Annotated in this window: 23 protein-coding genes and 1 tRNA gene; 10 read left to right on the top strand and 14 right to left on the bottom strand. The window is 49.7% G+C overall.

Features of this window, described 5'->3' with window-relative positions; all coding sequences use genetic code 11:
• Window positions 1–162: 162 nt before the first annotated feature.
• Window positions 163–465, top strand: coding sequence for a hypothetical protein (locus DESTI_RS12095; RefSeq protein ID WP_014810247.1), 303 nt, complete (start codon window positions 163–165; stop codon window positions 463–465).
• 75 nt (window positions 466–540) lie between these two features.
• On the opposite strand, the gene DESTI_RS12090 is transcribed toward DESTI_RS12095, so the two are convergent.
• The 5 genes from DESTI_RS12090 to DESTI_RS12070 form a co-directional block, all read right to left on the bottom strand.
• Entirely contained in the window at window positions 541–1332 is a 792-nt protein-coding gene (locus DESTI_RS12090) for a DUF169 domain-containing protein (protein WP_014810246.1), read from the bottom strand.
• A gap of 22 nt (window positions 1333–1354) precedes the next feature.
• Entirely contained in the window at window positions 1355–1981 is a 627-nt protein-coding gene (locus tag DESTI_RS12085; RefSeq protein ID WP_014810245.1) for a PHP domain-containing protein, read from the bottom strand.
• 13 nt (window positions 1982–1994) lie between these two features.
• Window positions 1995–2444: a DUF2889 domain-containing protein gene (locus tag DESTI_RS12080; RefSeq protein ID WP_014810244.1), complete on the bottom strand. Its 450-nt coding sequence runs from the start codon at window positions 2442–2444 to the stop codon at window positions 1995–1997.
• 326 nt (window positions 2445–2770) lie between these two features.
• Complete coding sequence (locus tag DESTI_RS12075) at window positions 2771–3283, bottom strand: hypothetical protein (protein ID WP_014810243.1); 513 nt, start codon at window positions 3281–3283, stop codon at window positions 2771–2773.
• A 48-nt stretch (window positions 3284–3331) separates the two neighbouring features.
• Complete coding sequence (locus DESTI_RS12070; protein ID WP_014810242.1) at window positions 3332–3904, bottom strand: manganese efflux pump MntP; 573 nt, start codon at window positions 3902–3904, stop codon at window positions 3332–3334.
• Between the two features lie 330 nt (window positions 3905–4234).
• Between DESTI_RS12070 and DESTI_RS12065 the strand changes: the two genes are divergently transcribed.
• Complete coding sequence (locus tag DESTI_RS12065) at window positions 4235–5188, top strand: cation diffusion facilitator family transporter (RefSeq protein ID WP_014810241.1); 954 nt, start codon at window positions 4235–4237, stop codon at window positions 5186–5188.
• Between the two features lie 25 nt (window positions 5189–5213).
• Here DESTI_RS12065 and DESTI_RS28815 read toward each other — a convergent pair whose 3' ends face one another.
• The gene (locus tag DESTI_RS28815) at window positions 5214–6287 is read right to left on the bottom strand and encodes an NAD(P)H-dependent oxidoreductase (RefSeq protein WP_014810240.1); all 1074 of its coding nucleotides are present in this window, start codon (window positions 6285–6287) and stop codon (window positions 5214–5216) included.
• A 32-nt stretch (window positions 6288–6319) separates the two neighbouring features.
• A complete protein-coding gene (locus DESTI_RS12055; protein ID WP_014810239.1) occupies window positions 6320–6874 on the bottom strand; it encodes a PadR family transcriptional regulator in 555 nt (184 codons plus the stop codon).
• 135 nt (window positions 6875–7009) lie between these two features.
• Here DESTI_RS12055 and DESTI_RS12050 point away from each other — a divergent pair, with 135 nt between their 5' ends.
• Together DESTI_RS12050 and DESTI_RS12045 are read left to right on the top strand one after the other, a co-directional pair.
• Entirely contained in the window at window positions 7010–8608 is a 1599-nt protein-coding gene (locus DESTI_RS12050; protein ID WP_014810238.1) for an ArnT family glycosyltransferase, read from the top strand.
• Between the two features lie 18 nt (window positions 8609–8626).
• Window positions 8627–10138: an ankyrin repeat domain-containing protein gene (locus DESTI_RS12045; protein ID WP_014810237.1), complete on the top strand. Its 1512-nt coding sequence runs from the start codon at window positions 8627–8629 to the stop codon at window positions 10136–10138.
• 185 nt (window positions 10139–10323) lie between these two features.
• Here DESTI_RS12045 and DESTI_RS12040 read toward each other — a convergent pair whose 3' ends face one another.
• The gene (locus DESTI_RS12040) at window positions 10324–10581 is read right to left on the bottom strand and encodes a hypothetical protein (protein ID WP_014810236.1); all 258 of its coding nucleotides are present in this window, start codon (window positions 10579–10581) and stop codon (window positions 10324–10326) included.
• Window positions 10582–10782: 201 nt separating this feature from the next.
• Between DESTI_RS12040 and DESTI_RS12035 the strand changes: the two genes are divergently transcribed.
• Together DESTI_RS12035 and DESTI_RS12030 are read left to right on the top strand one after the other, a co-directional pair.
• Complete coding sequence (locus DESTI_RS12035) at window positions 10783–11349, top strand: OsmC family protein (protein ID WP_014810234.1); 567 nt, start codon at window positions 10783–10785, stop codon at window positions 11347–11349.
• 26 nt (window positions 11350–11375) lie between these two features.
• Window positions 11376–12308, top strand: coding sequence for a hypothetical protein (locus DESTI_RS12030; protein ID WP_014810233.1), 933 nt, complete (start codon window positions 11376–11378; stop codon window positions 12306–12308).
• Between the two features lie 61 nt (window positions 12309–12369).
• Here DESTI_RS12030 and DESTI_RS12025 read toward each other — a convergent pair whose 3' ends face one another.
• Window positions 12370–14142 (bottom strand): sulfatase-like hydrolase/transferase, encoded by a 1773-nt coding sequence (locus DESTI_RS12025; RefSeq protein ID WP_157212151.1) that lies wholly within the window; start codon window positions 14140–14142, stop codon window positions 12370–12372.
• Window positions 14143–14347: 205 nt separating this feature from the next.
• Here DESTI_RS12025 and DESTI_RS30730 point away from each other — a divergent pair, with 205 nt between their 5' ends.
• Complete coding sequence (locus tag DESTI_RS30730) at window positions 14348–14590, top strand: hypothetical protein (RefSeq protein ID WP_157212150.1); 243 nt, start codon at window positions 14348–14350, stop codon at window positions 14588–14590.
• Between the two features lie 91 nt (window positions 14591–14681).
• Here the strand turns inward: DESTI_RS30730 and DESTI_RS12020 are convergent, their stop codons facing one another.
• A complete protein-coding gene (locus DESTI_RS12020) occupies window positions 14682–15152 on the bottom strand; it encodes a hypothetical protein (RefSeq protein ID WP_014810231.1) in 471 nt (156 codons plus the stop codon).
• 298 nt (window positions 15153–15450) lie between these two features.
• Here DESTI_RS12020 and DESTI_RS12015 point away from each other — a divergent pair, with 298 nt between their 5' ends.
• Window positions 15451–15747: a hypothetical protein gene (locus DESTI_RS12015; protein ID WP_014810230.1), complete on the top strand. Its 297-nt coding sequence runs from the start codon at window positions 15451–15453 to the stop codon at window positions 15745–15747.
• Between the two features lie 52 nt (window positions 15748–15799).
• On the opposite strand, the gene DESTI_RS12010 is transcribed toward DESTI_RS12015, so the two are convergent.
• From DESTI_RS12010 to DESTI_RS12000, 3 genes are all read right to left on the bottom strand, one after another.
• A complete protein-coding gene (locus DESTI_RS12010) occupies window positions 15800–16465 on the bottom strand; it encodes a hypothetical protein (RefSeq protein WP_014810229.1) in 666 nt (221 codons plus the stop codon).
• A gap of 173 nt (window positions 16466–16638) precedes the next feature.
• Window positions 16639–17793 carry a hybrid sensor histidine kinase/response regulator gene (locus DESTI_RS12005; protein ID WP_014810228.1) on the bottom strand — a complete coding sequence of 385 codons (1155 nt, stop codon included), beginning with the start codon at window positions 17791–17793 and terminating at the stop codon, window positions 16639–16641.
• A complete protein-coding gene (locus tag DESTI_RS12000) occupies window positions 17794–19737 on the bottom strand; it encodes a PAS domain-containing sensor histidine kinase (protein WP_014810227.1) in 1944 nt (647 codons plus the stop codon). It abuts the gene before it with no gap.
• A gap of 157 nt (window positions 19738–19894) precedes the next feature.
• Here DESTI_RS12000 and DESTI_RS11995 point away from each other — a divergent pair.
• Window positions 19895–19970: transfer RNA gene (locus DESTI_RS11995), tRNA-Phe, on the top strand.
• A 145-nt stretch (window positions 19971–20115) separates the two neighbouring features.
• Here the strand turns inward: DESTI_RS11995 and DESTI_RS11990 are convergent.
• Window positions 20116–20979 carry a methyltransferase gene (locus DESTI_RS11990; protein WP_014810226.1) on the bottom strand — a complete coding sequence of 288 codons (864 nt, stop codon included), beginning with the start codon at window positions 20977–20979 and terminating at the stop codon, window positions 20116–20118.
• A 391-nt stretch (window positions 20980–21370) separates the two neighbouring features.
• Here DESTI_RS11990 and DESTI_RS11985 point away from each other — a divergent pair, with 391 nt between their 5' ends.
• The gene (locus DESTI_RS11985) at window positions 21371–22801 is read left to right on the top strand and encodes a sigma-54 interaction domain-containing protein (RefSeq protein ID WP_157212149.1); all 1431 of its coding nucleotides are present in this window, start codon (window positions 21371–21373) and stop codon (window positions 22799–22801) included.
• Window positions 22802–22963 lie beyond the last annotated feature (162 nt).

The following is a 22963-nucleotide window of genomic DNA, read 5'->3' as shown; positions in this document are numbered from 1 at the left end:
CTCGGTATCGGAGACTCGCACTCGGCCATTGATCCGGGCGATTTTCTGTGCTATTGGGAAGCCACTGAGGGGCTTGTTTTATCCCATGTTCCTGGACAACCCCGGGACGAGTCCCGATGGAGATTCTTGGCTGACCGTGTGTTGAAATCAGAGGACTCTCGAATGAAGATCCGCATTGCCGACAAAAGCATAAATCAGTTGCTGAAACTATACGGAACAGGATTACTCGCAGGATTGCTTCTTTGCTTTCCCCTCGGCTTTGAAGCCATTGCCCAGACTGCTCACCAGACTGGCCCCGCTACACGGGATCAAGGAGTGAGCCATCAGATGAACCAGCCGCCACCTTCTCTGGGAGATCGGTATGATGTCTCAGCGGACCGGCTCGATGATATCCGCGAACTCTACCTGCAGGCAAGAAAGGAAATAGAAGCCAAGAAAGACCCCAAAACTCTCCAGAAGAAATAATTCTCCTACTCTGAGGTTCAGTCTCGATTCATGCCTTGCAAACGCATGGATTTTGAAGACGGGGTTCCGACCGCTCTATTTTTGCTTCTTCTCCAATTCGGCAAACTTATACACTGCAGCCAAAGCAGCCGCCGGGCTCACCTGTGCTCCATAGTGGGAAATAGGATACCGGATTCCTTTTTTGTACAGGATTTCCAGGTTCGCAAGGATACGAGCGCATTCTTTTACAGGAAGCCCTATTGCCAGCTCGTCATCCGCTGCGTGACCGAATCTTCGCTCACCGTAACAGGGTATGGAGAGCGCCGGAACTCCATCCACAAAACATCGGCCGATCACGTCGGAACATGAAGTCTCCCCTACGGAATAGAATGTTAATCGCTCGAAACGATCGTATTGGATTGCATTGACCATGAGAGACATTTGCGCCGGATTCCCATAGATCAGCACAATATCCGGAACAAAGGGATCGTATGCCGTAGGCGCAAGGAGAAAAGCCTTATACTTTCCGAACGGAATCCTCTGAATCACCGACTCACATATTGCAGCGTCCTCCTTTTTCTCGAGCCAGACCACGTTGCGCATGGATCCGTCGGTAACGTACTCGGGAAGCTCGCTCAATCCCAGGATACTCGCGCACCCCGGGGTGGCCAGATCGTTCGCAGTCCCGCCCACAGTCCAGTCGAACGTCCGGACTATGGTGATAAATTGACAGAGAGACAGAGGTTCAGGAGATCGTCGGATCCACGGGCTCTTGGTGAGATCGTCGGGGTTCTCCAGCAGCTTCAGCCCCACAGGAAACGTCTTCAGCCGCAAGAGGCGTTCCATGCTGCGAGTCCATTCGGACCATTTGATATTTTCGCCTTCCATTGTCACCTCCCTGGAATTCGGATCATTTTATCTTACGAAGACTGAACCTGGAGCTGAGAATCGCCTGAACAAGCTCTTTTTCATTGGCAATGAAGTCATGAAATTCCGTGATGCACGTTCCAACCGCTTCCGGCCGATGGGCATCGCTGCCTCCAATCATTATAAGGCCTGCTGCCTCCGCAACTTCACGAGCCAGATTGTTCTCGGTTTCCGTTACAAGACCGTTGCAGACCTCCAGTCCATGAACCTGAGAAAACGTAGGGTTATCAAGGGCATCCTGCACCTGCATCTTGAGATCGCCAAATCCGAACAAGAGAAAGCCGCGGAAAGGATGAGCCGCTATGGCCGCTCCTCCAACAGCATCTACTTTCGATTTCAGCATCGCAGGAGTCCACATGCCGTCAGGCTCTTCTTCTAAACCGAATACCAGAATGTCACCGCCGGTTGTGGTCACTTCCATGCCGCGGAACACAGCAAGACCGTGTTTATTGCTCAGAGCTTCGGCTTGAGATTTCGTCCAGATGCGATTGTGCTCGGTAATGCAGACCCCGTCGAGTCCGTTCTCCCGCGCTGCAATCATCAACTCATCGGGACTCATTGTGCTGCAAGAAGAAAATTCGGTAGTATGGATGTGAAGATCGAGTTTCATCCAGGCTTTACTCCTACTGAAGCTTCAGATATCCGGAAAGTGAGGGGTATTTTCCGAAAAAATCCTGAATAAAGGACTTCTTGTCGAGATTGGGATCGCTTTTCTGCGCAGCCTGCAGTTCTCTGGCAAATTCCGCTCTGGCAAGACTTCTGCAACAATCGACCATGAGCACGGCCATGTGTCGGCAGCCGAGCCGTCCGATCTCTTTCTTGATTTTCCCGTTCAACTCAGCGTCAAATTTCCATCCTTCGGCTCGTGTGAAAGCCTCCATCGCACGCGGACATCTGATGGTCGTGAACCGTTTCATCCGAGCCTGAACGGAGGTAATCGTGAAATCCGGGCAGCTCACCTGGATATGACATTCCATACCGTACAACTCGTCTTCCAGGACTCCGCTGACAACGCGCGATTCGGGACCCTGAACTTGCACGCCAATTGATTTCATGCGCGAATACAAGAGCATTGTTGGCCTCCTGACGGATTCAAAGAGATGAGATGTGGGAAACCTTTTTTAACAAATGCATTATGTCGTTAGCTCAGGTGCTTTATCAACTGACATAGAGTCCCGGTATTGCGGGCAAAGCCTCGGATAGGGGTAGGTCTCGTGCCTGCCCACCAGGAATGACCGGGCACCCACAAGGGATGCCCCTACCCGGCTCCACATCGGCCTTCATCCGCCGGATCAGGAACAGACTTTGCCAGAATTTCTGGCTGACTCTCGGCTGAACTAAGGACATAATCCATTTAAAGAAGTTTCCCGGATGTTACTGCTTTGAAAGCAAATTGAGATTAATCCAAATCGGAGAAGGCGGCGCAACTATTCTTGAGACGAGGATTATCAGCCATTACGCCGACAGTCTGCTCCCCTATGAGCACATCATTGAGAAACACCTTTGGACCGTCCATTTCCAATCTCGTCGATAAGCCGCCGGATTCCATTCCTTTTTTCAACTCAGGAACCGTCAGGGCATTCACGAGCATTTCCATGGCTTCAAGCACCATCTCGGCAATACGGTCCGATCCTGCAGGTCCGCCGAGTAATCCCCGGACTATTTTTGTCATACCGGGACCGACGCGAACTCCGATCAATTTTTCCGCAGCTGGGCCAAGATCGGGAACAATCCCAAGCACATCCCGCTTTACGGCGAGATCCGCTTTTCGAATGTCAAGAGCCGGAACTTTGACATCCAAAAGGATTTCCGCGGAAAAGAGCGCATCGTCGGCTCTTGAACAAATTCGGAAGAGTCCCTGTCCGAGATCTTCCACGGTAGTCAGATGATTGGATTGAAAATCGAGAATCACGGCCGATTACCTCATTTAGCTCCGCTATCGGCAAGAAGGGAGCGCGAATTAAGGGGAGGTTTTTTGCATGAGCTGTTCGATGAGAATTCGTAATCCTATGGCGATCAAGACGATTCCGCCGATACGCTCGGCCCACTGGCCCAAATGCATTCCGACTCTGTCGCCCAGCTTCATGCCGGTGAATGTCATTACCAGTGCGGTGCAACCTATGATTATCGATGGGGCCCAAATCTCGACGTTGATCAACCCGAGCGAGATCCCCACTGCGAGCGCATCGATGCTCGTTGCGACAGACAGACCGACAAGACTCCAACCTCGAGTCGGATCGAAGCTCTCAGGCGCGTCTTCCGCATGAGAAGCAGTCCGTATCATGTTGATTCCGAGTAGTGAAAGGAGTCCGAACGCGATCCAGTTACTTAGTCCCCCCATGAAGGTCGAGAGACCATCTCCACCCAACCAACCTGCAACAGTCATGAGAAACTGAAATAGGCCGAAATGCCATGCCAGTCTGAACAGATGGCGACCTGTCACGTTTTCGAGTCCGGCTGCAACTGCAGCTCCCACGGCAAACGCGTCCATGCCGAGTGCAACTGCGGTCCCCAGGATAGTTAATGCGTCCAAGCCTGATTCCTAACCCGTTCGAATGGACATACTGTAGCAACCGGTTTCAATTCCCGTCAACCTTCGTGTGCAAGAGGATCTTTGATTCCCGGTGGGAATGCTGTTTACTATGTACATAGGTTTTGTACATGTGATACCAATGTGCTTTCATAGAGGGAATATTGAGAGATCTGTTTTTGGCCGGTCCCGCCAAATCTCCTCCGCTACGAACGGCAGGGCCTGACTTCGCTTCGGAGACATGCCGGAACCGGATTTGCTCCCGCCGGTGGCGGGATTACTTCTTTGAACGCACATTGTAAAATGAAAGCCGTCGGGAGGACAAAAATCCTCATGGGTCACGCTCACCACCATGACCACAAACATAATCGGGCTGAGAGCCGGCTGGGAGTGGCATTCTTACTGACGGGCGTTTTCATGATCGTCGAAGCAGTGGGAGGTCTCGTATTCAATTCCCTCGCATTGCTCGCGGACGCCGGACACATGCTTTCCGATGTTGCCGCTCTCGGACTCTCCTGGTTCGCTATACGCGTAGGAACCAGATCTCCCACGGAGCGACATACGTACGGCTTTCGAAGGACCGAAATTCTTGCGGCTCTGGCCAATGGGCTGGCGCTCTGGGCTATAGTTGCACTGATTTTTTACGAAGCTGTGCACCGCTTTCTTGTGCCTGAGCCGGTCCAGGGCGGCGGAATGTTGATTGTTGCGGGCCTCGGTCTGGCGGTAAATGCGATCATGGCGTTCCTGCTCTTTTCGACGAGGCAAGAGAGTTTGAACCTCCGAGGGGCTTACGTCCACATCGTTTCCGATGCTCTGGGTTCGCTGGGAGCAATCTTCGCGGCAATCTTGATCCTGTTGACAGGTGAATATAGACTCGATCCGGCGATCAGTGTTCTTGTGGGATTACTGATTCTCTACTCTTCCTGGGAACTGATTCGGGAATCCGTACACGTGCTCATGGAAGGAGTTCCCCGCGATTTGAATATTGCCGACGTCCAGAAGGCCATGGTTGACGAGCACGGCGTTTGCTGCGTGTACGATCTGCACGTCTGGATTATCGGCGCGGACGTGAATGGACTTTCTGCTCATGTCGTGATGTCGGATGACGGAGCGAGCAGAACGGAATTGCTCGCACGTCTGAACGCGGTTCTAGCCGAACGCTTTCACATACATCATGTCACCATACAATTGGAGGAGACTCACGAACTCCGCGTCGCCACAAAAGACCTGGTATGCAGTGAAGGAACGGCCTGCAAAATATGCGCGATCCCTGATGACGGTTCCTGAGGATTCGGAGACTCCTCCCTTCATGCTAGTCCTGTTTGCCGAACAAATCTTTCATTCTGAGAAGCAACGTAATGTCGCCGATCGTTTTGTACTTTTGTTGCATGAACATCTGCTGGCCATCCGCTTTTCCTGTGATGATATCCATCCAGGTCTCGAAAGGTGTCTCCACGATCAAATCCGGTTTCTGAGACGCTCCCTCTCGAGCTTCGACTCGGCCGTTTTCAATGGCCAAATAACAGGAACCCTGAATTTCTCCGGAAAAATTGAATTGAAGCACGGCAGAAATTTCGGCCGCAGATTTGGGGTTGAATCCGCTGGACATAATCATCAGGAACGTGTCGATAGAATCGGGCCTCGGTATCATTCCTTTTTCGGTAAACTCCCGGGGGGTCACTCCCTCTTTTATGCAGGTTTTCCAGAACGCGTTTGCCATTTTCGCCTGGGAGTCGAAGTCGGCGTCTAAAGGTTGGGTAATCCGTTCCATAGTCGGTTCAGAGATCTTCATCGATTCGACCAATTCTCGACCCGCCTGGACAGTAGCATCCAGAATGTCATTCATCTGTTCCCGGAATTCGGGCTGAACCATTCCTTCAGCCGCGGGCCGATAGATTTCTGCCAGCAGACTCTTACCAAACAGACGATTGGCGTAGGATTTGAGGTGGTCAAAAACTGCCGATTCGGGGAAACCAGCTACTGATATGAACACGGCCTTAGGAGGTTGATGGCGTAGAGGATGATGTGTCAGATCCGACTCCCTGTACATGAAGGGTTCTATGACCGGGAGTGTTCGTTCAATGAAAGCCTTCATCGTTGCGTTTACCGTGTAGTGGTACAGAGGCGTAGCATATACTGCAACATCAGCCTCTAACCATTTCGGAAAGATTTCATTGGTCATGTCGTCCTTCATCACGCAGATCCCGGGAGTCTTGGTCCAACAGGTGAAACAGCCGACACAGTGTTTCACCTTCTTATCGCGCAGATGGATAGTCTCCACCTCCGCTCCGGCCTCGACCATGCCCTTTACGAGCGCTTCGAGCATGAGCCTTGTCTTACTGGTTCCTTCATCTCTTGCACTGGAATTGAGAGCGATGACTTTCATACTGGTTCTCCTTTTCAAGGTTGACGGAGTTATCAGGTTTGTATCTTCTCGAACTGATTCTGCACATTGGGCTCTTCTTCGAGGGCATCGATGACTTGGGAAAGATTGCGAGCCAGGTCGCTGAGAGAACGGAGACCGAATTCATAGCATAAGTACTGAAAACGGTCTGCGTGTGCAGCCACCTGAGGTTGGACCGACTGCAGTTGCGCCTGCATTTGCTTGATTGCCCCAAGATGCTTCTGCGCAACGGACTTTCGATCCTGTGGAGAGAGATGACCAAAGAAGAAAAGCCTCATCAGGAAAGTGCTCTTGGGTTGCTCTGGGGACAGCGGCGATTTCAGCGAGTTGAGGAATTCCGTGCGCCCTGTTTCGGTAATCGTATACACCTTGCGGTTTGGCGCGCCATCCTGGATCTCCACCTGCTTGGTAATGAGCCCGTTTTTCTCCATCTTTCTGAGTGCGGGGTAAATGGAACCGTAGCTCAGCCCTGAAAAGAAAGCGAAGGAGATTGAGAAAGCTTTCTTCAGATCATAGCCGGTCATGCTGTTACGCATGAGAAATCCAAGCAGGATGGATTGAATATCCACAGTGCCTCCTATAGCCGTATAGGCTATATATCGTATCGATATATGTCAAGTCCTTTTCGATTCCGGTGGATCTTAATGGAACAAACTTCATAACTCGGTATTGGGTTTTTTCTTCTCTGCCTGTATAGTCGATCGATGATTCCGGAACCAAAAATCCAAGATCCAATCGTTGAGAGCAAACCCGCAACTCTTTTCATGCCGCTGTTGGCCGTTCTTCTCGCGGTATTTACGTGGAGAATTCTGTTTGCATCCTGGGTCAACCTGATTCCCGATGAATGCAGCTACTGGACCTGGTCGAGACGGCTGGACTGGTCGTATTTCGACAATTCCGGAATGGTTGCGTATTTGATCCGGCTTTCCACCGAACTATTCCGAGAATCGACGGTTTTTTCGGTCCGCTTTCCTTTTCTTGTGCTCTCTCTGGCCACGACGTTTCTCTTGTACAGCGTCAGCAATCAACTGTTTCAAAGTAGACCTCGTGCGCTTTTCTGTGCTGTTGCGGTGAATCTCACCCCACCCTTCCTCCTTGGGGGATCGGCGGCTATCCATGACAATGCTTCAATCTTCTTTTGGATGCTTGCCTTGTGGGCCGCTGCCAGATATCTCAGATCACAGGATTCGCGTTGGTTCTATGTAATGGGATTCGCTGCAGGCGCATCGATACTGAGCAAGTATACGGGCTTGCTCGTACTCTTCAGCATTTTGCTCTTTCTTATATGGAATCGGGAGTTTCGACGGCAAGTATTCCGAAAAGAACCATGGATCGGCGTAGCCATCGCGGTAATCATGAGCTTACCGATACTGTGGTGGAACATCAAACACGATTGGGCTTCTCTGGGGCACATATTTTATATCGGTTCCGGAGCCACTGATATTACACGCCGTTTGCTCGACGGGCTCGGGTATCATCTTGCTCAGTTCGGTCTTGTCTCCCCGTTGTTCTATATCGCTTTATGTGTCGGCGCATTTGTGGCACTGGTCAGGAACTTGAGGAATCCGCGACCAGAAGAGACATTGCTCTTGAGTTTTGGCCTTCCGGTTGTCTTGTTCGGGATTATGGCTTTCAAAGGGCATGTCGAGGCCAATTGGGGATTCATCGGCTATCCTTCTCTGGCCATTCTTGCAGTGCAGATTATCTTTACCCGTCGCGAGCAGGGGAAATCCGGGGTATGGAGTTTCTTCACCGGTCGTTTCCTCAAATGGAGCGTTATTCTGGCCGTAGGTCCGGTCGTCTTCGTGATTCTCCATGCCTGGATCGGGCTCATTCCCGCTTTCCTGGAAAAGAAGTACGCCAAAGAAGATCGCGTCATCTGGGAGACGCGAGGTTGGGCAGGTCTCGGCCGTCATATTAACGAATTGCGGGAGCCTCAGGATATTCTTGCAGGGGACAGTTATCAGCTCTGCGCATTGATGGAGTTCAATATTCCCGGGCAGCCGTATGTGCGATATCTCGCTCCCTGGAAACGTCCGACCCAGTTTGATGTTTGGAATCCATCATTTGACGATATGAAAGGCACCAATATTCTCTATGTTTCGCCTGTTCCGCTTCGGCCTTCATCAGACGTGCTAACCACGGTTTATGAAAATTTCCAAGTAGTTGAAGAACTTGCTCCCTACCACGTCATGTATCACGGGCAGCCTATCCGCACCATACACGTCTATCGTGGCAAGAATTTCGATCCATTTTCTCCCCGCCGATTAGGGCCGCGGTCTCTCTTCTACGATTCGGATTAAGTTGATTTCGAGGTAGTTATGCTCAGGCCGCTCACGCTATTCCGTCTGCTTGCCATTTTTCTGACTCTAGAATTTTTGCTCGAACCTTCGTCGGCTCATGCTACTCCCGATTTGCTGGGGTTTGTAATTCTCGTGGGAGGCGGAGCGGCACTGTTTATCTTGCCGCTGCTGTTGGCCGCGTTTGGAAAGCGGAAAATCGCACGAACGGCTCTATCCACGGATAAGGTTACACTGAGATGGAGACTGCTGGGCATCGCGGTTCTGGAAGGGATACTCGTCGCCTTGTGTCTTAAGGCCAGTCCCTGGCTCGTGGCGGACGATCGTCTTTTGGGAATTCTCGGCCGGATATCCGATACTTTGGCCATTTGGTATTTTCAATACACTCCACAAAGCTTTCTTGTTACAGCCATAGTGACGATACCGTTTTGCTTTTGCGTGACACTGATTCCTCACATTGTATTTCTGCGGGCAACAGACAAAGGCCCTCTTCTCTCTCGATGGAAGCTCTTCCGGACGGCTTGTCTCATGAGCATCGTCACGCCGTTGGCATGCACGATTATCACCCTTCCTTTCTTGGGAAATTTTCCTCCATTGAAACAATTGAGGTGGGCTCGCGACGTAGGAAAAGGAGAAGAAACCACCGGTTTGGATGAATCCTTGAGACGCGCAATAATCCAAGAAAACACGGACATAGTAGCCGCGATATTGAGGAAGAAGGCAAATCCGAATGCGAAATTCCAGAACGGCTTCACTCCTTTGATGATGGCGATTGAAAAAAGGAATCCGGAGATCGTGGAGAAACTTATAGCCAATGGAGCAAACGTCAACGATCGTATCGCCTCGGGAACAGCGCTGAACCATTTGGCGCAATCGGCGGCCAAGAATTCGCTTTATTGGGATACATACCGGATAATCGCCGAGATTCTCATCCGGCATGGTGCCGACATCAATTCGCGCACTGGATCAGGACAAACTCCTCTGATTCAGGTGTGTTCCGATGGCGACAATGTGGCGCTGGCAAAGCTGTTAATTGCTCAAGGCGCTCAAATCGATGCTCAGGATCGGAAGGGTAACGATGCGTTATCTCAGGCCTGTAATACCAACATGATTATGCTGTTAATTGCGAATGGTGCGAATAGCGGCAGACCGATCGAGGATCGTCGGAGCGTGTTGATTCAGGCCGCACAACGCAATTGCCCGGATGCCGTCAGATTTTACCTTCAAAGCGGCTTCGACGCGAATGCAACTGACAAGGATGGATACACCGCACTGCACTTTTGTCACAAACCCGAGATGGCCAAACCGCTCCTTGATCACGGGGCAGACGTGAACGCCCAAGCGACAAATGGTGTGACTCCTCTCATGAAAGCTTCGTGTGAAGGCTACGACGATCTCGTGAGATTGTACCTGGAAAAGGGTGCTGATGTAAATATCAGAAATACCGCAGGGTTGACAGCTCTGACCCTGGCAAAAATGAAAGGCCGGGACAAAATAGCGGAGATTCTGATTCGTCACGGAGCCCAAGAGTGATGGTCGCATGAGCCTGCAAAAGGGAAAGAGCGACTTTTTCAGTCTTTCCCTCTCCCCGCTATCGCTCCAAGAAACGAAAATGGCTTCTCAGTGGCTCAAATTGCGAGGATTGACCGTTTCCACGGCAGAACAAACACTTCTTCTCTGAAACAAGACACCATTACAAATGTAACAGGTGGCTTGATTCAGTAGGGTCTATTGACATCCGCTGCCGTAATTCCGCGGTTTACGTCTGCGCCGGTTATACCTCTATTGACATCTGCTCCGGTAATACCACGGTTCACGTCCGCTCCGGTGATTCCGCGATTCACATCCCCTCCCGTTATTCCACGATTCACGTCGGCACCGGTGATCCCGCGATTCACATCTGCATATTGTGCAGAAGCAAGATTTGCTGAAAGCGCATAGAGTATAGCGATCAACAGCACAGAATGTATTTTCATGGGTGCATCTCCTTTCCTGTGAGGGCTGTACTCAACAGATGCAAAAGTTGGATATCCGGATTCCGTTATCGTTCATTTTGGGATCGTTACTCGGTTCAATCCGAGCACTGTTTTTGGCAATTCCGAAACCTTCCTCATTCATGGGGACTCTAAAAACTTAGTTTTGAAATTGGTACCAAAAGACACCATTGGGAGAGTAATATGACACATCACACACATCACGGCGCAATCAACGGTGTCAATGTCGAGAAATTATTCGAAACAATCGACGCTATAAAACAAAATCCCGACATTGCTAAATTTGCGTTTCGTGCTAGGAACAAATGGATCGATGGCGGACATAACCACACGACTATTATCGACTTTTACGGTGCCAAGGAAACACATAACCATGAGATCCCTTTCGAATTGGAAGAGGACGAGCCTCCGCTTTTGCTGGGAAACGACATCGGGCCCAATCCCGTCGAATATGCGTTGACCGCTCTTGCAGGATGTTTGACGAGCTCACTCGTCTATCACGCTGCAGCAAAGGGTATCACGGTAAAAGCGGTGGAATCGAGATTGGAGGGCGACATCGATTTACGAGGTTTTCTCGGTTTGTCTCCAGACGTCAAAGTCGGTTACGAGAATATTCGAGTGTATTTCAAGATAGATGCAGATGTCTCCGTGGACAAGAAAAAAGAGTTGATCGAAATGGCAAAGAAGTATTCACCCGTTTATAACACCATTGCCAACCCCGTCAACGTATCGGTTGAGTTGGAACCTTGACCGGCGCTTCGCACAAAGGATTGACAATGAACAGTTACCCTATTGAGTCGGAAAAGTACGCCAAATGCATCGCAGGATCGAAGAGAATACGATGGGATATTGATAAAGATGTGATTCGCGATCGCACTTTCGATTTTACCAAGAAGTTTCTGCCCGATGGACTATCCCGGATAGATCGGCTTCCTTTTCTCGAGGATCTCGGTAAGGTGCGGTTGAGTCAGATTCAAGGTCGCACGTATTCCAGCATGTTCGGCTTTGTAGAACGTTTTATCACCGCAAAAATACTCGAACTTGCGGGGGATCACGTGTTTGGAGACCAAATTGCGCTGGAAGCGTTGATCCGTTTTGCGGATGAGGAGTTGAAACATCAGGAACTTTTCCGACGGCTTGAGGTCATGATCGCAACGGAGATGCCCGGGGGGTACAAATTCCCGTGGGATCCGAACACGGTCTCTCGAGCGATTCTTGAGAAATGTACATGGGCGGTAATGGCGCTGATCTATGAGATAGAACTCTTCACACAGGAGCACTATCGCCAAAGCATGGCACGCGAACCTGACTTATCAGAGCTCTATCGAGACGTTTTCCTGTTCCATTGGAAAGAAGAGAGTCATCATGCAATCATGGACGCCCTGGAATGGCCACGAATAGATGCGGGCATGAATAATGAACAACGGGATAAGGCTGTTGACGAAGTAATAGAGTTGATCGGATCTGTCGATGAAATTCTTACGGAACAGAGCAGGTTGGATGCCAACTATTTTCTGCAGATTTGCGAACAGAAGTTTGATGAGGCTCAACGCGAAGAAATTCGCAACTGCCTGCTCGATGCATACAGGTGGCAATATATCTTCTCCGGGGTGGAGCATTCCCGTTTCCGGGCTCTCCTTGGAGAAATAACCACACCCGAACAACGGGAGCGTTTAGAAGCAGCGCTGGCCGATCTTGCGCATCGATGACGTTACAAGTGCAGGAAGAATTTGTGCAGGATTCTGACTTTGCGCCGTGAATGGAATTCTTTCATTGCCCATAACGTATCGTTCCGCCAAGACCCATTTTCAGCTCGTACTGACCGAATTCGTCCATAATACCATCAAATTCAATCACAGGTTTTCGCATGCCTTTTGTCTTTGTTCTGCAAAGTATGCGTTCATTGTCCCGGATGATCATGAACCCTTCCCATCCCGGCCCTATGCTCGGTGCGACGGCTATTTCATTGGGACGATCACGAGCCTCCAACAGATCCCGCCCCTGGCATCCGTCGATCGGAACATGCTTCCCTGCGATTGCATGAAAGAGAGTGGGGAAAACGTCTGCATGAGTGGTGGGTACTTTTATCTCTTGTGGTGCAATTCCGGACCCCACCATAATACACGGCACTCGCATTTGAACATCGGACATTCGACTTCCATGCGTGAAAACTCCGTCTTCACCCATAGATTCGCCATGATCCGCGGTCAGGACGACAACTGTTTTGTTTGGATCCAAACAGTTCAAGGATTTCAAGAGTTCCGATTGCAGGAAAAGCAATGAATTGGCGTATCGATTCTTATGATTTTGCACCTGGCTTTGCAGATCGAAAAAGTGCAACAGTGAAGGGGTTTCGTCATGGATCTGAAACTCGGGAGGAAAAGCGTACCCATAATGCGATGAGACCAGATAAAAAAAGACGAATTGTGGCCTGTCTTTACGGGCATTCATAATAGAAACGAACTGCCGTAATTTGCGTCGATCGGAATCAGGCCAGTCATTCATCCCATTCAAATATTCATTATGCGCAACGACGTTATCGCAATATTCGGTGTTAAGAAACTTGTCGACTCGCCGGAAACCCTTCACTTCGCCTGAGGTCAAGAAAGTGATTTCGTATCCTGATCTGCGCAAAGAATGCAGCATTTGCGGAGGTATTTTGTTTTCAAGGGTCTGATCGTAGCCTGACGCATTCCGGCCGTAAAAGAGTGAAAACAACCCCAAATGTGAGCAGTTCGATCCGGAAAAATGGTTTTCCAGCCTCAAGCCTCCCTCGGCCCACATGTGAATTTCTTTCATTCCTTCAGGCGAGACCGCATCCGGACGAAGGCTCTCGAAAATTATCAGAGCTATATTCGGGAGATCTTTGGCCTCTATTTTGGCACGGACATCGACCGGTGAGGGCTTGACAGTCTCCGTGAAAACTTTCATAGCCAGGGAATCTTTGAGTGGGTTGAATAGTCGGGCAAAAGCTCCGTCACGCAAGGTCGATCCATCATCCCTCCACGTGGTTGACGCATCCGGCCTTGGTATGGCGCGATCGATGTCAGCATGCGCCGAAGGGATTACTACCATTTCATCAAAAGCCATATGCTCAAGGACCTCTCGCCAATCCGGCAATAGCGGCAGAGTTCGCAAGAACCGGTCAAGGCAAGGTTTGTTGTTGAAACATTTGAGCCACACAGTAGGCATGATCACTACAAATGAAAGCAAAAAGGCCAAAGAATAGGAAGGTCTTAGTAGACGACAATTAGTAATGTGAGCGGGAATCTTCTTAAAGAAGTATTCAAAACAGAGAAAGCACAACGGAACGCCGATAGTGAAGATAAGCAAAACCAGGCCGACTTCCGAGTTCAGTTTGTCGCCGGCCCATTGCCAAATCTTCTGATCCGGACTTCTCAACATATCGATGAAATAGAAGATTGGATCGAATACATGATACCCGGCAAATCCGTATAAAACCAAATCGCAAATCATAAAGTAGTAGACTACTATTAGCGAACAACTGAAAAATACTTTGGATGCTCTGGTAAATTTAAACAATAAAAGGATTTCACATATTAGGAATGAGGGCGTCAAGATAGCCAACGTTTTGGCGAGAAGCAGAATTGCAAGAGCGATCTGATCGGCTGGGTTCAATGAGGCAAATTGCGTTCCCGCCGCTATAGAATACCTCTCCCACTCAACAAATATTAAAAAAAGAAAGGCTGTGAATATACCAAATGAATAAATGAGAGCCCATACTGATATGTTCGAGTCTGATCCTGATTTTTCGGTCATGCCGATTTGGATAGGATTCGGCCAGTTATGTAAAACCATAAACTTCTCACAAAATGTCACACTACATGAAACAACTTTTAGAAAAAGAATGGGATCAATCATTCAACGTAGAAGGCAAAAAGTCAACCCCGAAGTGATGAAAGAACAATTTGGGTTTGTATTGAGTGCAAAGGCAATCAAAGAAGATTTCGTCGTGCCGAAGAAATTATGACAGATCGGGCTCTGCACAATGCGTTGCCGTGCCTCACGAGACGAAAAAACGGAACCGAACACGAACAGGATTTTCCGTGAGAGTCCGCGTTTTATTCTTGTTCGAGATTCCGCATGCGGTAGACAATAGGCCGAATCACCCGAAAAACGTTTATTTCACAGGTTGTAGTCGGGAAAAGCACGGGACGGACGGCTCCCACGTCCACTTCTTTGGAATCTTCCCTGTTCCGGAGAAATATTCTCGCCAGTTGATCGTCCGCAATGATACAGAAGAGTTCCTGGGCCTCGTTTTCAATCCATTCCATCGCGTTGTTTTCGTGCTCCCCTATGCGGGAACCAAGAATTGCCTCTGCGTATCTCACAGCCTTGTCGGGTTCAACCCCCACATGGGTAAGCGTCTGTGCCAGCTTGAACAGCACAATTTCCGAGATCTTGAATCGTTGAGCTTTGCCGGATTGAGTCTTTTTCAGAAGACCGGACTTGATCGCCCGATCCAAATCCGTTCGATCCTGGAGATCCAGGAGATACATGGCTTCTTGCGTGTTAACCAGTTTTGAAAACATCGTTCCTCCCGGAACTCGAAGATGGCTTAGATAGGCTGTTTGAACGAACGCTTCCCAGGTATATACCGATACCACGCGTCATCTGCCACGGTCAAGAAGTATTAGGATGTCAAAAATAATCAATTAAAGTAGGTAATTAACTCTCGTATTCATTTTTATCTGCTGTTTATAGACTTATTATGCCGGAATCAAAATGGTTTCTTGACATATTCTTTCAACTTTGATATGGTAACCGAAAATAGGACTTACTGTCAGTTTTGGCTGATACGTTGCTATATCACGAAGGAAGGAGTTCCGTATGTTCAGGTCCTTAGCAATTACTCTCGGCGTTGTGGCGCTGATCTTTTCTCTGACATCCATCGGAGATGCGTATACGAGTCAGCGAGGAACAACCACTGTTTATGGTGCCGGGGGGGCGTGCATGCCAACGGGGTGTCCGCCCATTTCCGTGTCTCCTTACGCTGGAATGCAGATGATGCCCAAGAAGATCAGCAAGGTGAAAGCCCAACCCATGTGTGGTCCCATGCCCTGCCCTCCTCCTATGTGCGGTCCCATGCCCTGCGGTCCTATGAAGGCGCCAGTGCTTTGGTACTGAGAAAGGCTCATTGCGGTTGCCCGTCTTTCCGGGCAGCCGCTGCGATCCACAGCTAGTCCCGCTTGGGTTTCTTTGTATTTCCTTTTTTGGGGGTAGTCTTTTTTGCAGGCGGCTTTTGCAGGTGCTGTTTCGGAGGGGATGCAGTCGGCGATTCCGGAGCCGGTGCCGGCATCTTCTTGATTTGTTCGTTAAATGCTCTCCAGCCAGCCGCGTACTCACCAGCCTGGTCCCTCATCATTTCAAGAGCATTTCGTGCTTCGAGAAATGCTTTAAGAGACTTCAACTCCGCACTGATATCCAGACTCCACGGAGATCCCGAATCTTTGCGAACTATTCGTACAATTCGTTGACCGCCTTTAAGCGTTCTTATCTGCAAGAGCGTCAAATTGTCTTCCGTTTGCATCACAACCGGCGTGGCTGTAGGATCGAGAGCGTTGAGAAGAGCAAGCGCCTCCGGGGGCTGATCCAACTTGTACTCGGATTCCAGTGATGTGACGAGCTTGCGGGACTCTGCATCCAGAAGTTGTCTCGCTTCCGTCAGGTTCTCACTTCTCATGCGATCGCGATAGAGCACGAACACGGCATCGGGTTTGCTCGGGATTAACTGGCAGCTCGCCAGGATACCCGCCAATATCACCAAAATCCCCACAAATCTCATCTGACCGGGTACGATTCCGAGGTGAGAGGGTACGCAAAGGGTCGTGCTGCGGACAGCCATTAAATCGGGTCGGCTCCTTTCGACGACTTGCCGGAAATTGTTTCATCTTCCGGTCGCGGCCGCATTCGCGGAGCATCAGATTACCTGAGCCCCTTATTGTCGATACATTGGTGAATCTGACTCCGAACCGATTTCATTGCAGGCTGTTATTCAAACCTAAATCTGCTCGTGAGTCAATTCGCAAAACCCGTCGCCAATCTTTTGGCTTTGGAATAATCGCATCCGCAGTCCTTTTCGACGGTATCCGACGGGAACCAGGCGGTTATGACAGTTCCGTGTTGTTCACGAGATTCAGCTTCCAGGGAACCGCCGTGAAGCTGCATGATTTCCTTACAGATGGCGAGGCCGAGTCCTGTTCCTGATTCCCCCTGCGTTCCCCGAGCGCGTCCCCTGTAAAAGCGTTGGAATATTTTCTGAAGATCCTCAGGTTTGATGCCTACACCTGAATCTGCCACGCGCACGTACGCGCCAGCTATGCCGTTCTCCACATGCGACCGAGTAACAATCTTCACGGTGCCGCCGGACGGAGTAAACTTGATTGCATTGGTCAGCAGATTGTTCAGGACCTGCGCGATGCGGCCCAGATCCCCTTGTATTTTTGGGATATCCAGATGGAGATCTGTTTCAATCGATATATTTTTCGCCTCGGCAAGGACACGCAATGACTGAGTGCATTGATTTACCGGCAAATTGAGGTCCAGCGACATGCGGCGCAAACCTGACGCCCCGGATTCCAATCGTAGCAGTTCCAGGAGGGAATTGATGAAGCCCAGGTGATCCTTGGCACATTGGTACAGTGTCTCAATTTTTTCGGCAGTGAAGGAAGGTTCGTTTGTCCGCCGGATCAGCTCGATTGTTCCCAGAAGTGCCTGAAAGGGAGCCCTGACATCATGCGACAGGACCGAAAGCAATTCCGCCTGGCGACGATTGAGTTCTTCCGCCTGGCGGCGAAGCCGGTTCCGTTCGACCAGATTTTCGATCATGAGAGCTATCTTCCTGGGATTCAGGTTAAGCAGCTCCCTTTTCTCCAGGTATCCGTCCGCACCCGCGGCAAATGCATCATTCCAGGCATCAACAGTCTCCATCGAGGAGCTGATCAACACCGTGCTATGAGGATTGGACTGCTTGATTGCTCTGCAGAGATCTATTCCGTTTCCGTCAGGAAACATGATGTCCAGGACAAAAGCATCGTAACAGTTCAATGGTTTTTTGTGGACGCTTGCGACCGATTCCGCCTGATCGATTTGGAAACGCGGTTCCAACATCAGACAGACTTTTCGACGTATGATTGTCTCGTCATCTGCCACGAGAACATGCAATCGATTCATTTACGGCTCCGTTATCACGGGTAATCGCAACACAAAGCATGCACCGTCACCCGGAACGCTTTTTACCTCGATCCTGCCACTATGAGCCACAGCTATCCTTCGAGCCAGGTACAGCCCTCTTCCTGTGCCGCCGGTTGTGAATCCAAGCTGAAATATTTTTCCCAGATGCTCCGGCGCTATGCCTGGTCCGTTATCCCGGACTCTCACGAAAGCTTCGAGTTTTTCCCTTCCCACGGAAATCTCGATTTCTCCACCTTTGTCAGTGAATTTTATGGCGTTGCGCACAAGGTTATCCAAGGAACGTACCAGAAATCGTTCTTCCCCGCGAACGTATACGGCTGGTTGGAGAAGATGATCCGAGATTATCCGGACACCCTTTCCTGCTGCAGCTTCTTTGTAATTGGATACGCACCGGTCGACTACAAAATTGAGATTCACCGTGGAAGGCATGATCTGAAACGAATCGGAGTGCAGGCGGATAAAATCCATACGCTCTTCGAGCATCGTGAAGAGTTCCACCCGCTTTTGCTCTACTTGTTCCAGCATCTGAGTCCCCTCGTCACCTCGCCCTTCTCCGATGAGTTGTCTGGCCGTTTCCAGGCCGATACCCATGACGTCAAGGGCGGCTTTTAGCTCATGCCTGTAGAGTCTTCCGATCTCTTCATCAATGAGAAACTGGTCCGTGGTGTCTCTGAGGAGAACCACTTGAGGTTGCAGCTCAACCTCGAATCGCTTTCCTCCAATATGCACGATGATGCGGTCGCCGAATATTTCGCATGATTCTCGATTTGCTTTGACGGACGCGGTAATTCTGGACAGGACATCATTGCGGGAATAGCGCTTCAGGGTATCTTCCAGGGAACCTCTTCCGAACAATAACTCGGTTAACTGTTTGTTTTCGGTCAGGAGCGATTCCGCAGCAGGATTCATGTAATACAGAAGGCCCGTGCGGTCGATGGAGATGATTCCTTCAGGGACCATTTCCAGTGCTTGCCTGTCCAGTTCGCTGTTGCGGACTCTCTTTTCTCTTTCTTCCCGGAGTCGCTCCGTCCGATTGCGGTGGACCGACTCCTTCGCGAGGGAATAAGATTCGAAGAGAAAAGTCTTGATTAAGCTTTGCTTCGCATTTTCCGTAGACAGCAGAAATCCGCCGTTGGACGCCTCCACCATCTTTGCTGTTCTCAGTCTCTGAAAAAAGAATCGGTCCGTGCGACTCAGCCAAAGGGATGCCCATTCCTTTTCCGTGAGGGGAACATAAAAAAGCGAGAGCAAGTACACGATTCTCGTGAGTGAAGACAACTCCTTCATATCGTGCACGGAGCGGAGGAGTTGGTGAAAATCGACGATTCCTTGAGCGCTCGTGCTCGCTTCCCGATTGCTCGTTGGAAGAGTTGGACGCCACTGGTACAGGATTTCTACACCTTTAAAACGGGATCTCAGCTCAGAAAGGAGGTCGGGGGAAATACCTCCTTCCAGCAATCTCAGGATACAGAGCCTGGATACGGCTCGTAGTTCTTCCTGCACATCCTTTCGGGTAAAGAAATTTTCGATCAGAAAAGGAATTGCCTGAGCAGGATCGGCTTCCTTCAAAAGCACAATCTGCATAAAGCCCATTTCCGCAGAAGGATACGTCTTGAAGAGCACATCGGCGCCCCCCCTGAGCTGGCGGTACGCCCACAAACATGATGGGGTGAGAAAACCGCGCCGCGAAATGGTGTTCCGGAGCACTATCTTCTGGCCTGAGGCGCACCATCGAACTCCAGCTTGCACTGCAACGCTTTGATAGGATCCTTCCCCGTTTTCCAGGAAAGACAGCAATTCAGAAAACGCAGCGTCGGAAAACTGCCGACCCTCCGAATCATACAAAAAGAGTGATGGGAAGTTCGTCACCAAAGCTTCGGCCGGATAGCGTCTCTCAAGTTGATTAAGAAACTTCTTTAACATGATCGATCATCTATTCGTATTTACAAAGTTTGTCAAGAAATTAGATTATGAGACTGCTTTTGCAGATCGGCTAAGTGACGAAGGATCGGAAAAGCAAAAAATTTAGCGCAAATTTCATTTGACAGGCCCCACGATTCAGAATAAAATATTTGCTTACGCCGAGGTAGCTCAGCCGGTAGAGCAGAGGACTGAAAATCCTTGTGTCGATGGTTCGATTCCGTCCCTCGGCACCATGAATCGAAAAAGAATCCCGTCTCGCTGAAACTGCAACGAGACGGGATTTCTTTTTGAGAACACCGCATGAACAGAACTCATTCGATGTCTAGCCGCTATCAGCCCACGAAAATGCTCTTTGCATAACCATTTATTGAACCCGAGCTAGTGATTCAACTCATGCACGCGACTATTAGCCGGCCAGTATTTGATCCAGGCTGAAAGAGGTTTACTGGTGGGGATCATAAAATGAGCATCCCAGATGTGGGGTCGTGAAAAGCTTTCCGGACACTCCGCTCTTATGCCTGGTGTCTCATGCAGACGTTCATAGATGGGATGTTTCAGCCCCAATACGTAAATCTCGTTGCGGGAGATCCATGATTCCACGATTGTGCGTAATTCAAGTTCTTGAGACGTCTCGATCAACCCCATGGTTGAGGTTCTTGGAAGGTAACGGGTATTAATCCCGAGCAGCAAAAGACCGTGAGGCTTGAGATAATCGGCTACTTGCTGGAGGATACAACGTACATGGGATGACCCGTCTTTGCCTCCCTGCCATATTTCCGGATGTTCACGCGAGTTCGCATTCGTCGAACACTCGGTCGGGACATAGGGGACATTGCCGAAAATCACATCAAAAGTGCCATCAACATTGGAAAACCAGTCGCTCTGCTTAAAAACGATTTCCGGAACATGGCTGGCCATTGCCACAATCCGGGCGTTGGCTACAAACTCATCATTGATGTCTACAGCTACAGTCCTCACCTCGTACGTTCTCGCACAGTACACGGCAAGCAAGCCCAAGTGGCCGGTTCCAAGGTCAAGAACCCTGTACCCGTCCCGAGCATAACGCCTGATCCCTTTCCGCAGTAGAAGCGAAGTACCGTCCCAGATGTGGTCATGCACGAGGCTTACGGCATCAACTTGAAAGTGCCACCCTGCGATTGCCAATCGAAAGGCTCGTAGACGAATCAATGAATGAACTAGATCGAGAATCGACGGCCAAATCTGTAATTCTCCCAGGCTCATTTGAGTTCACCAACTCTTTCAAGATTACAATTCAAGGAGTTACAAGACTCATCAGCCGAGCAATAATGTTCACCTGCGCCTTAGCCAGGCTTTGTCGCGAGAGGTTGAAAACAGTAGTTTGTCGTTATCATACGGAATTTCTCACAATCATTGTAATGGAAGAAGAAAGGAAAGTAAATCATAACGAGAAAAAAGGCGTTTCAACGATGCCTGGATGAATATTCATTTTCTTTTTGTTTTTGTTAGGGAAGATGCTATATTTTGACGATATAGTGAACCAATGTGGATATTTGGTGCTTGCCCTTTTGCACAGACAAAGGGGAGATGGCATAACTCGCCCAGAATCCCCAACAGGGATGACGCCAATAGCACCGAGCGGCTTCGAACCAAAATGACCCGGAAGAATGCCAAAACACTCGCTGAACATAGGGACAGTGAAATCCGTTACCGGATCTTATTCGAGGAGGCCGGGGACGGCATCTTTATTCTGGAAAATAGAAGAATAGTCGATCTGAACCAAAAGGCATGTACGCTCTTTGCCTGTAACCGCGATCAACTGATTGGCAAGATCCCCTTTGATTTGTCCCCTCAATTACAGCCAAACGGTAAATGTTCGGATCTGGAAGCCGACAGACGTATCACAGAGGCTTACTCCGGCAGTCACCAGTTCTTTGAATGGCAACACCGCCGTCCCAATGGGACTCTATTTGATGCAGAAGTAAGTCTCGCTCTTGTGGAGCTTGCAAATACTGCCAACATCTTAGCCATTATGCGTGATATCACAATCCGCAAACAAGCGGTGGAAGAGTTGAAGAGGCTGAAAGACAAGCTCCAGCAAGAAAATATCTACCTTCAGGAAGAGATCAATATCGAGCACAATTTTGGCGAGATTGTCGGCCGCAGCATTGCGCTCAGGAAAGTGCTCAGCAATGTGGAGACCGTGGCCGTCACCGATTCCAGTGTGCTGATCACGGGTGAAACCGGCACCGGCAAGGAGTTGATTGCACGAGCAATACACAGTATCGGCAAAAGAAAAAACCGGCCTCTGGTGAAGGTCAACTGTGCCGCTCTTCCTGCAAATCTTGTCGAGAGCGAATTATTCGGTCATGAAAAAGGGGCTTTCACAGGAGCGTCGGTTCGGCGTATCGGCCGTTTCGAACTGGCTCACGGCGGAACAGTCTTTTTAGATGAAGTAGCTGAACTTCCCCAGACACTGCAAAGCAAGCTGCTTCGTGTGCTTCAAGACGGCGAATATGAAAGGGTTGGCGGATCGCAAACGCTTAAGGTGGATGTTCGCGTCATTGCGGCAACCAATAGAGATATTGAAAAACTAATAAGGTCAGGTGAGTTTCGGGAGGATCTGTTTTATCGGTTGAATGTGTTCCCTGTTTTCTTGCCGCCCCTCAGGGATCGAAAAGAAGACATCTCTGTGCTGGCCAATCATTTTGCCATTAAATACAGTGCCAAGTGCGGCAAGAAGATAGAATCCATCCCGCAGAAAACCCTGGAAGCGCTACAGAACTATCATTGGCCGGGAAATGTTCGCGAGCTTCAGAATATCATCGAGCGTGGTGTAATTGTTTGCAGGGGGAAACAACTCAAATTTGGAGACTGGTTGCCTTTCAAACGCATCGAACCATTGGAATGTGGTTTGGTAACAATGGAAGAGTCCGAGCGGAACCATATTATCAAGGCGTTGAAGATAACGAATGGGCTTGTGAGTGGTGAGAAAGGTGCCGCAAAGATTCTCGGTCTCAATCCTCAGACCCTGTACTCAAAGATGAAACGGCTTGGGATCACACGTGAGCAGTTGCTGGCATAGGGGCGTGGTGTTTCGGTCGTTCCCCGGAGTTGGGCCTTGGGCTCGTATTATTATATTTAACAAAAAGAACAAGCTCCCCCTTCACGTTCCGCGATTCTCGCAAAATGCTCTTTGTCGAGAATAGCTGCTCTGCTGACCCGGTATGTTTTTGCGTCTTGTCTC

Source organism: Desulfomonile tiedjei DSM 6799 (genome assembly GCF_000266945.1).
Classification (GTDB): Bacteria; Desulfobacterota; Desulfomonilia; order Desulfomonilales; family Desulfomonilaceae; genus Desulfomonile; species Desulfomonile tiedjei.
This window is presented reverse-complemented; position numbering and strand designations above follow the sequence as displayed.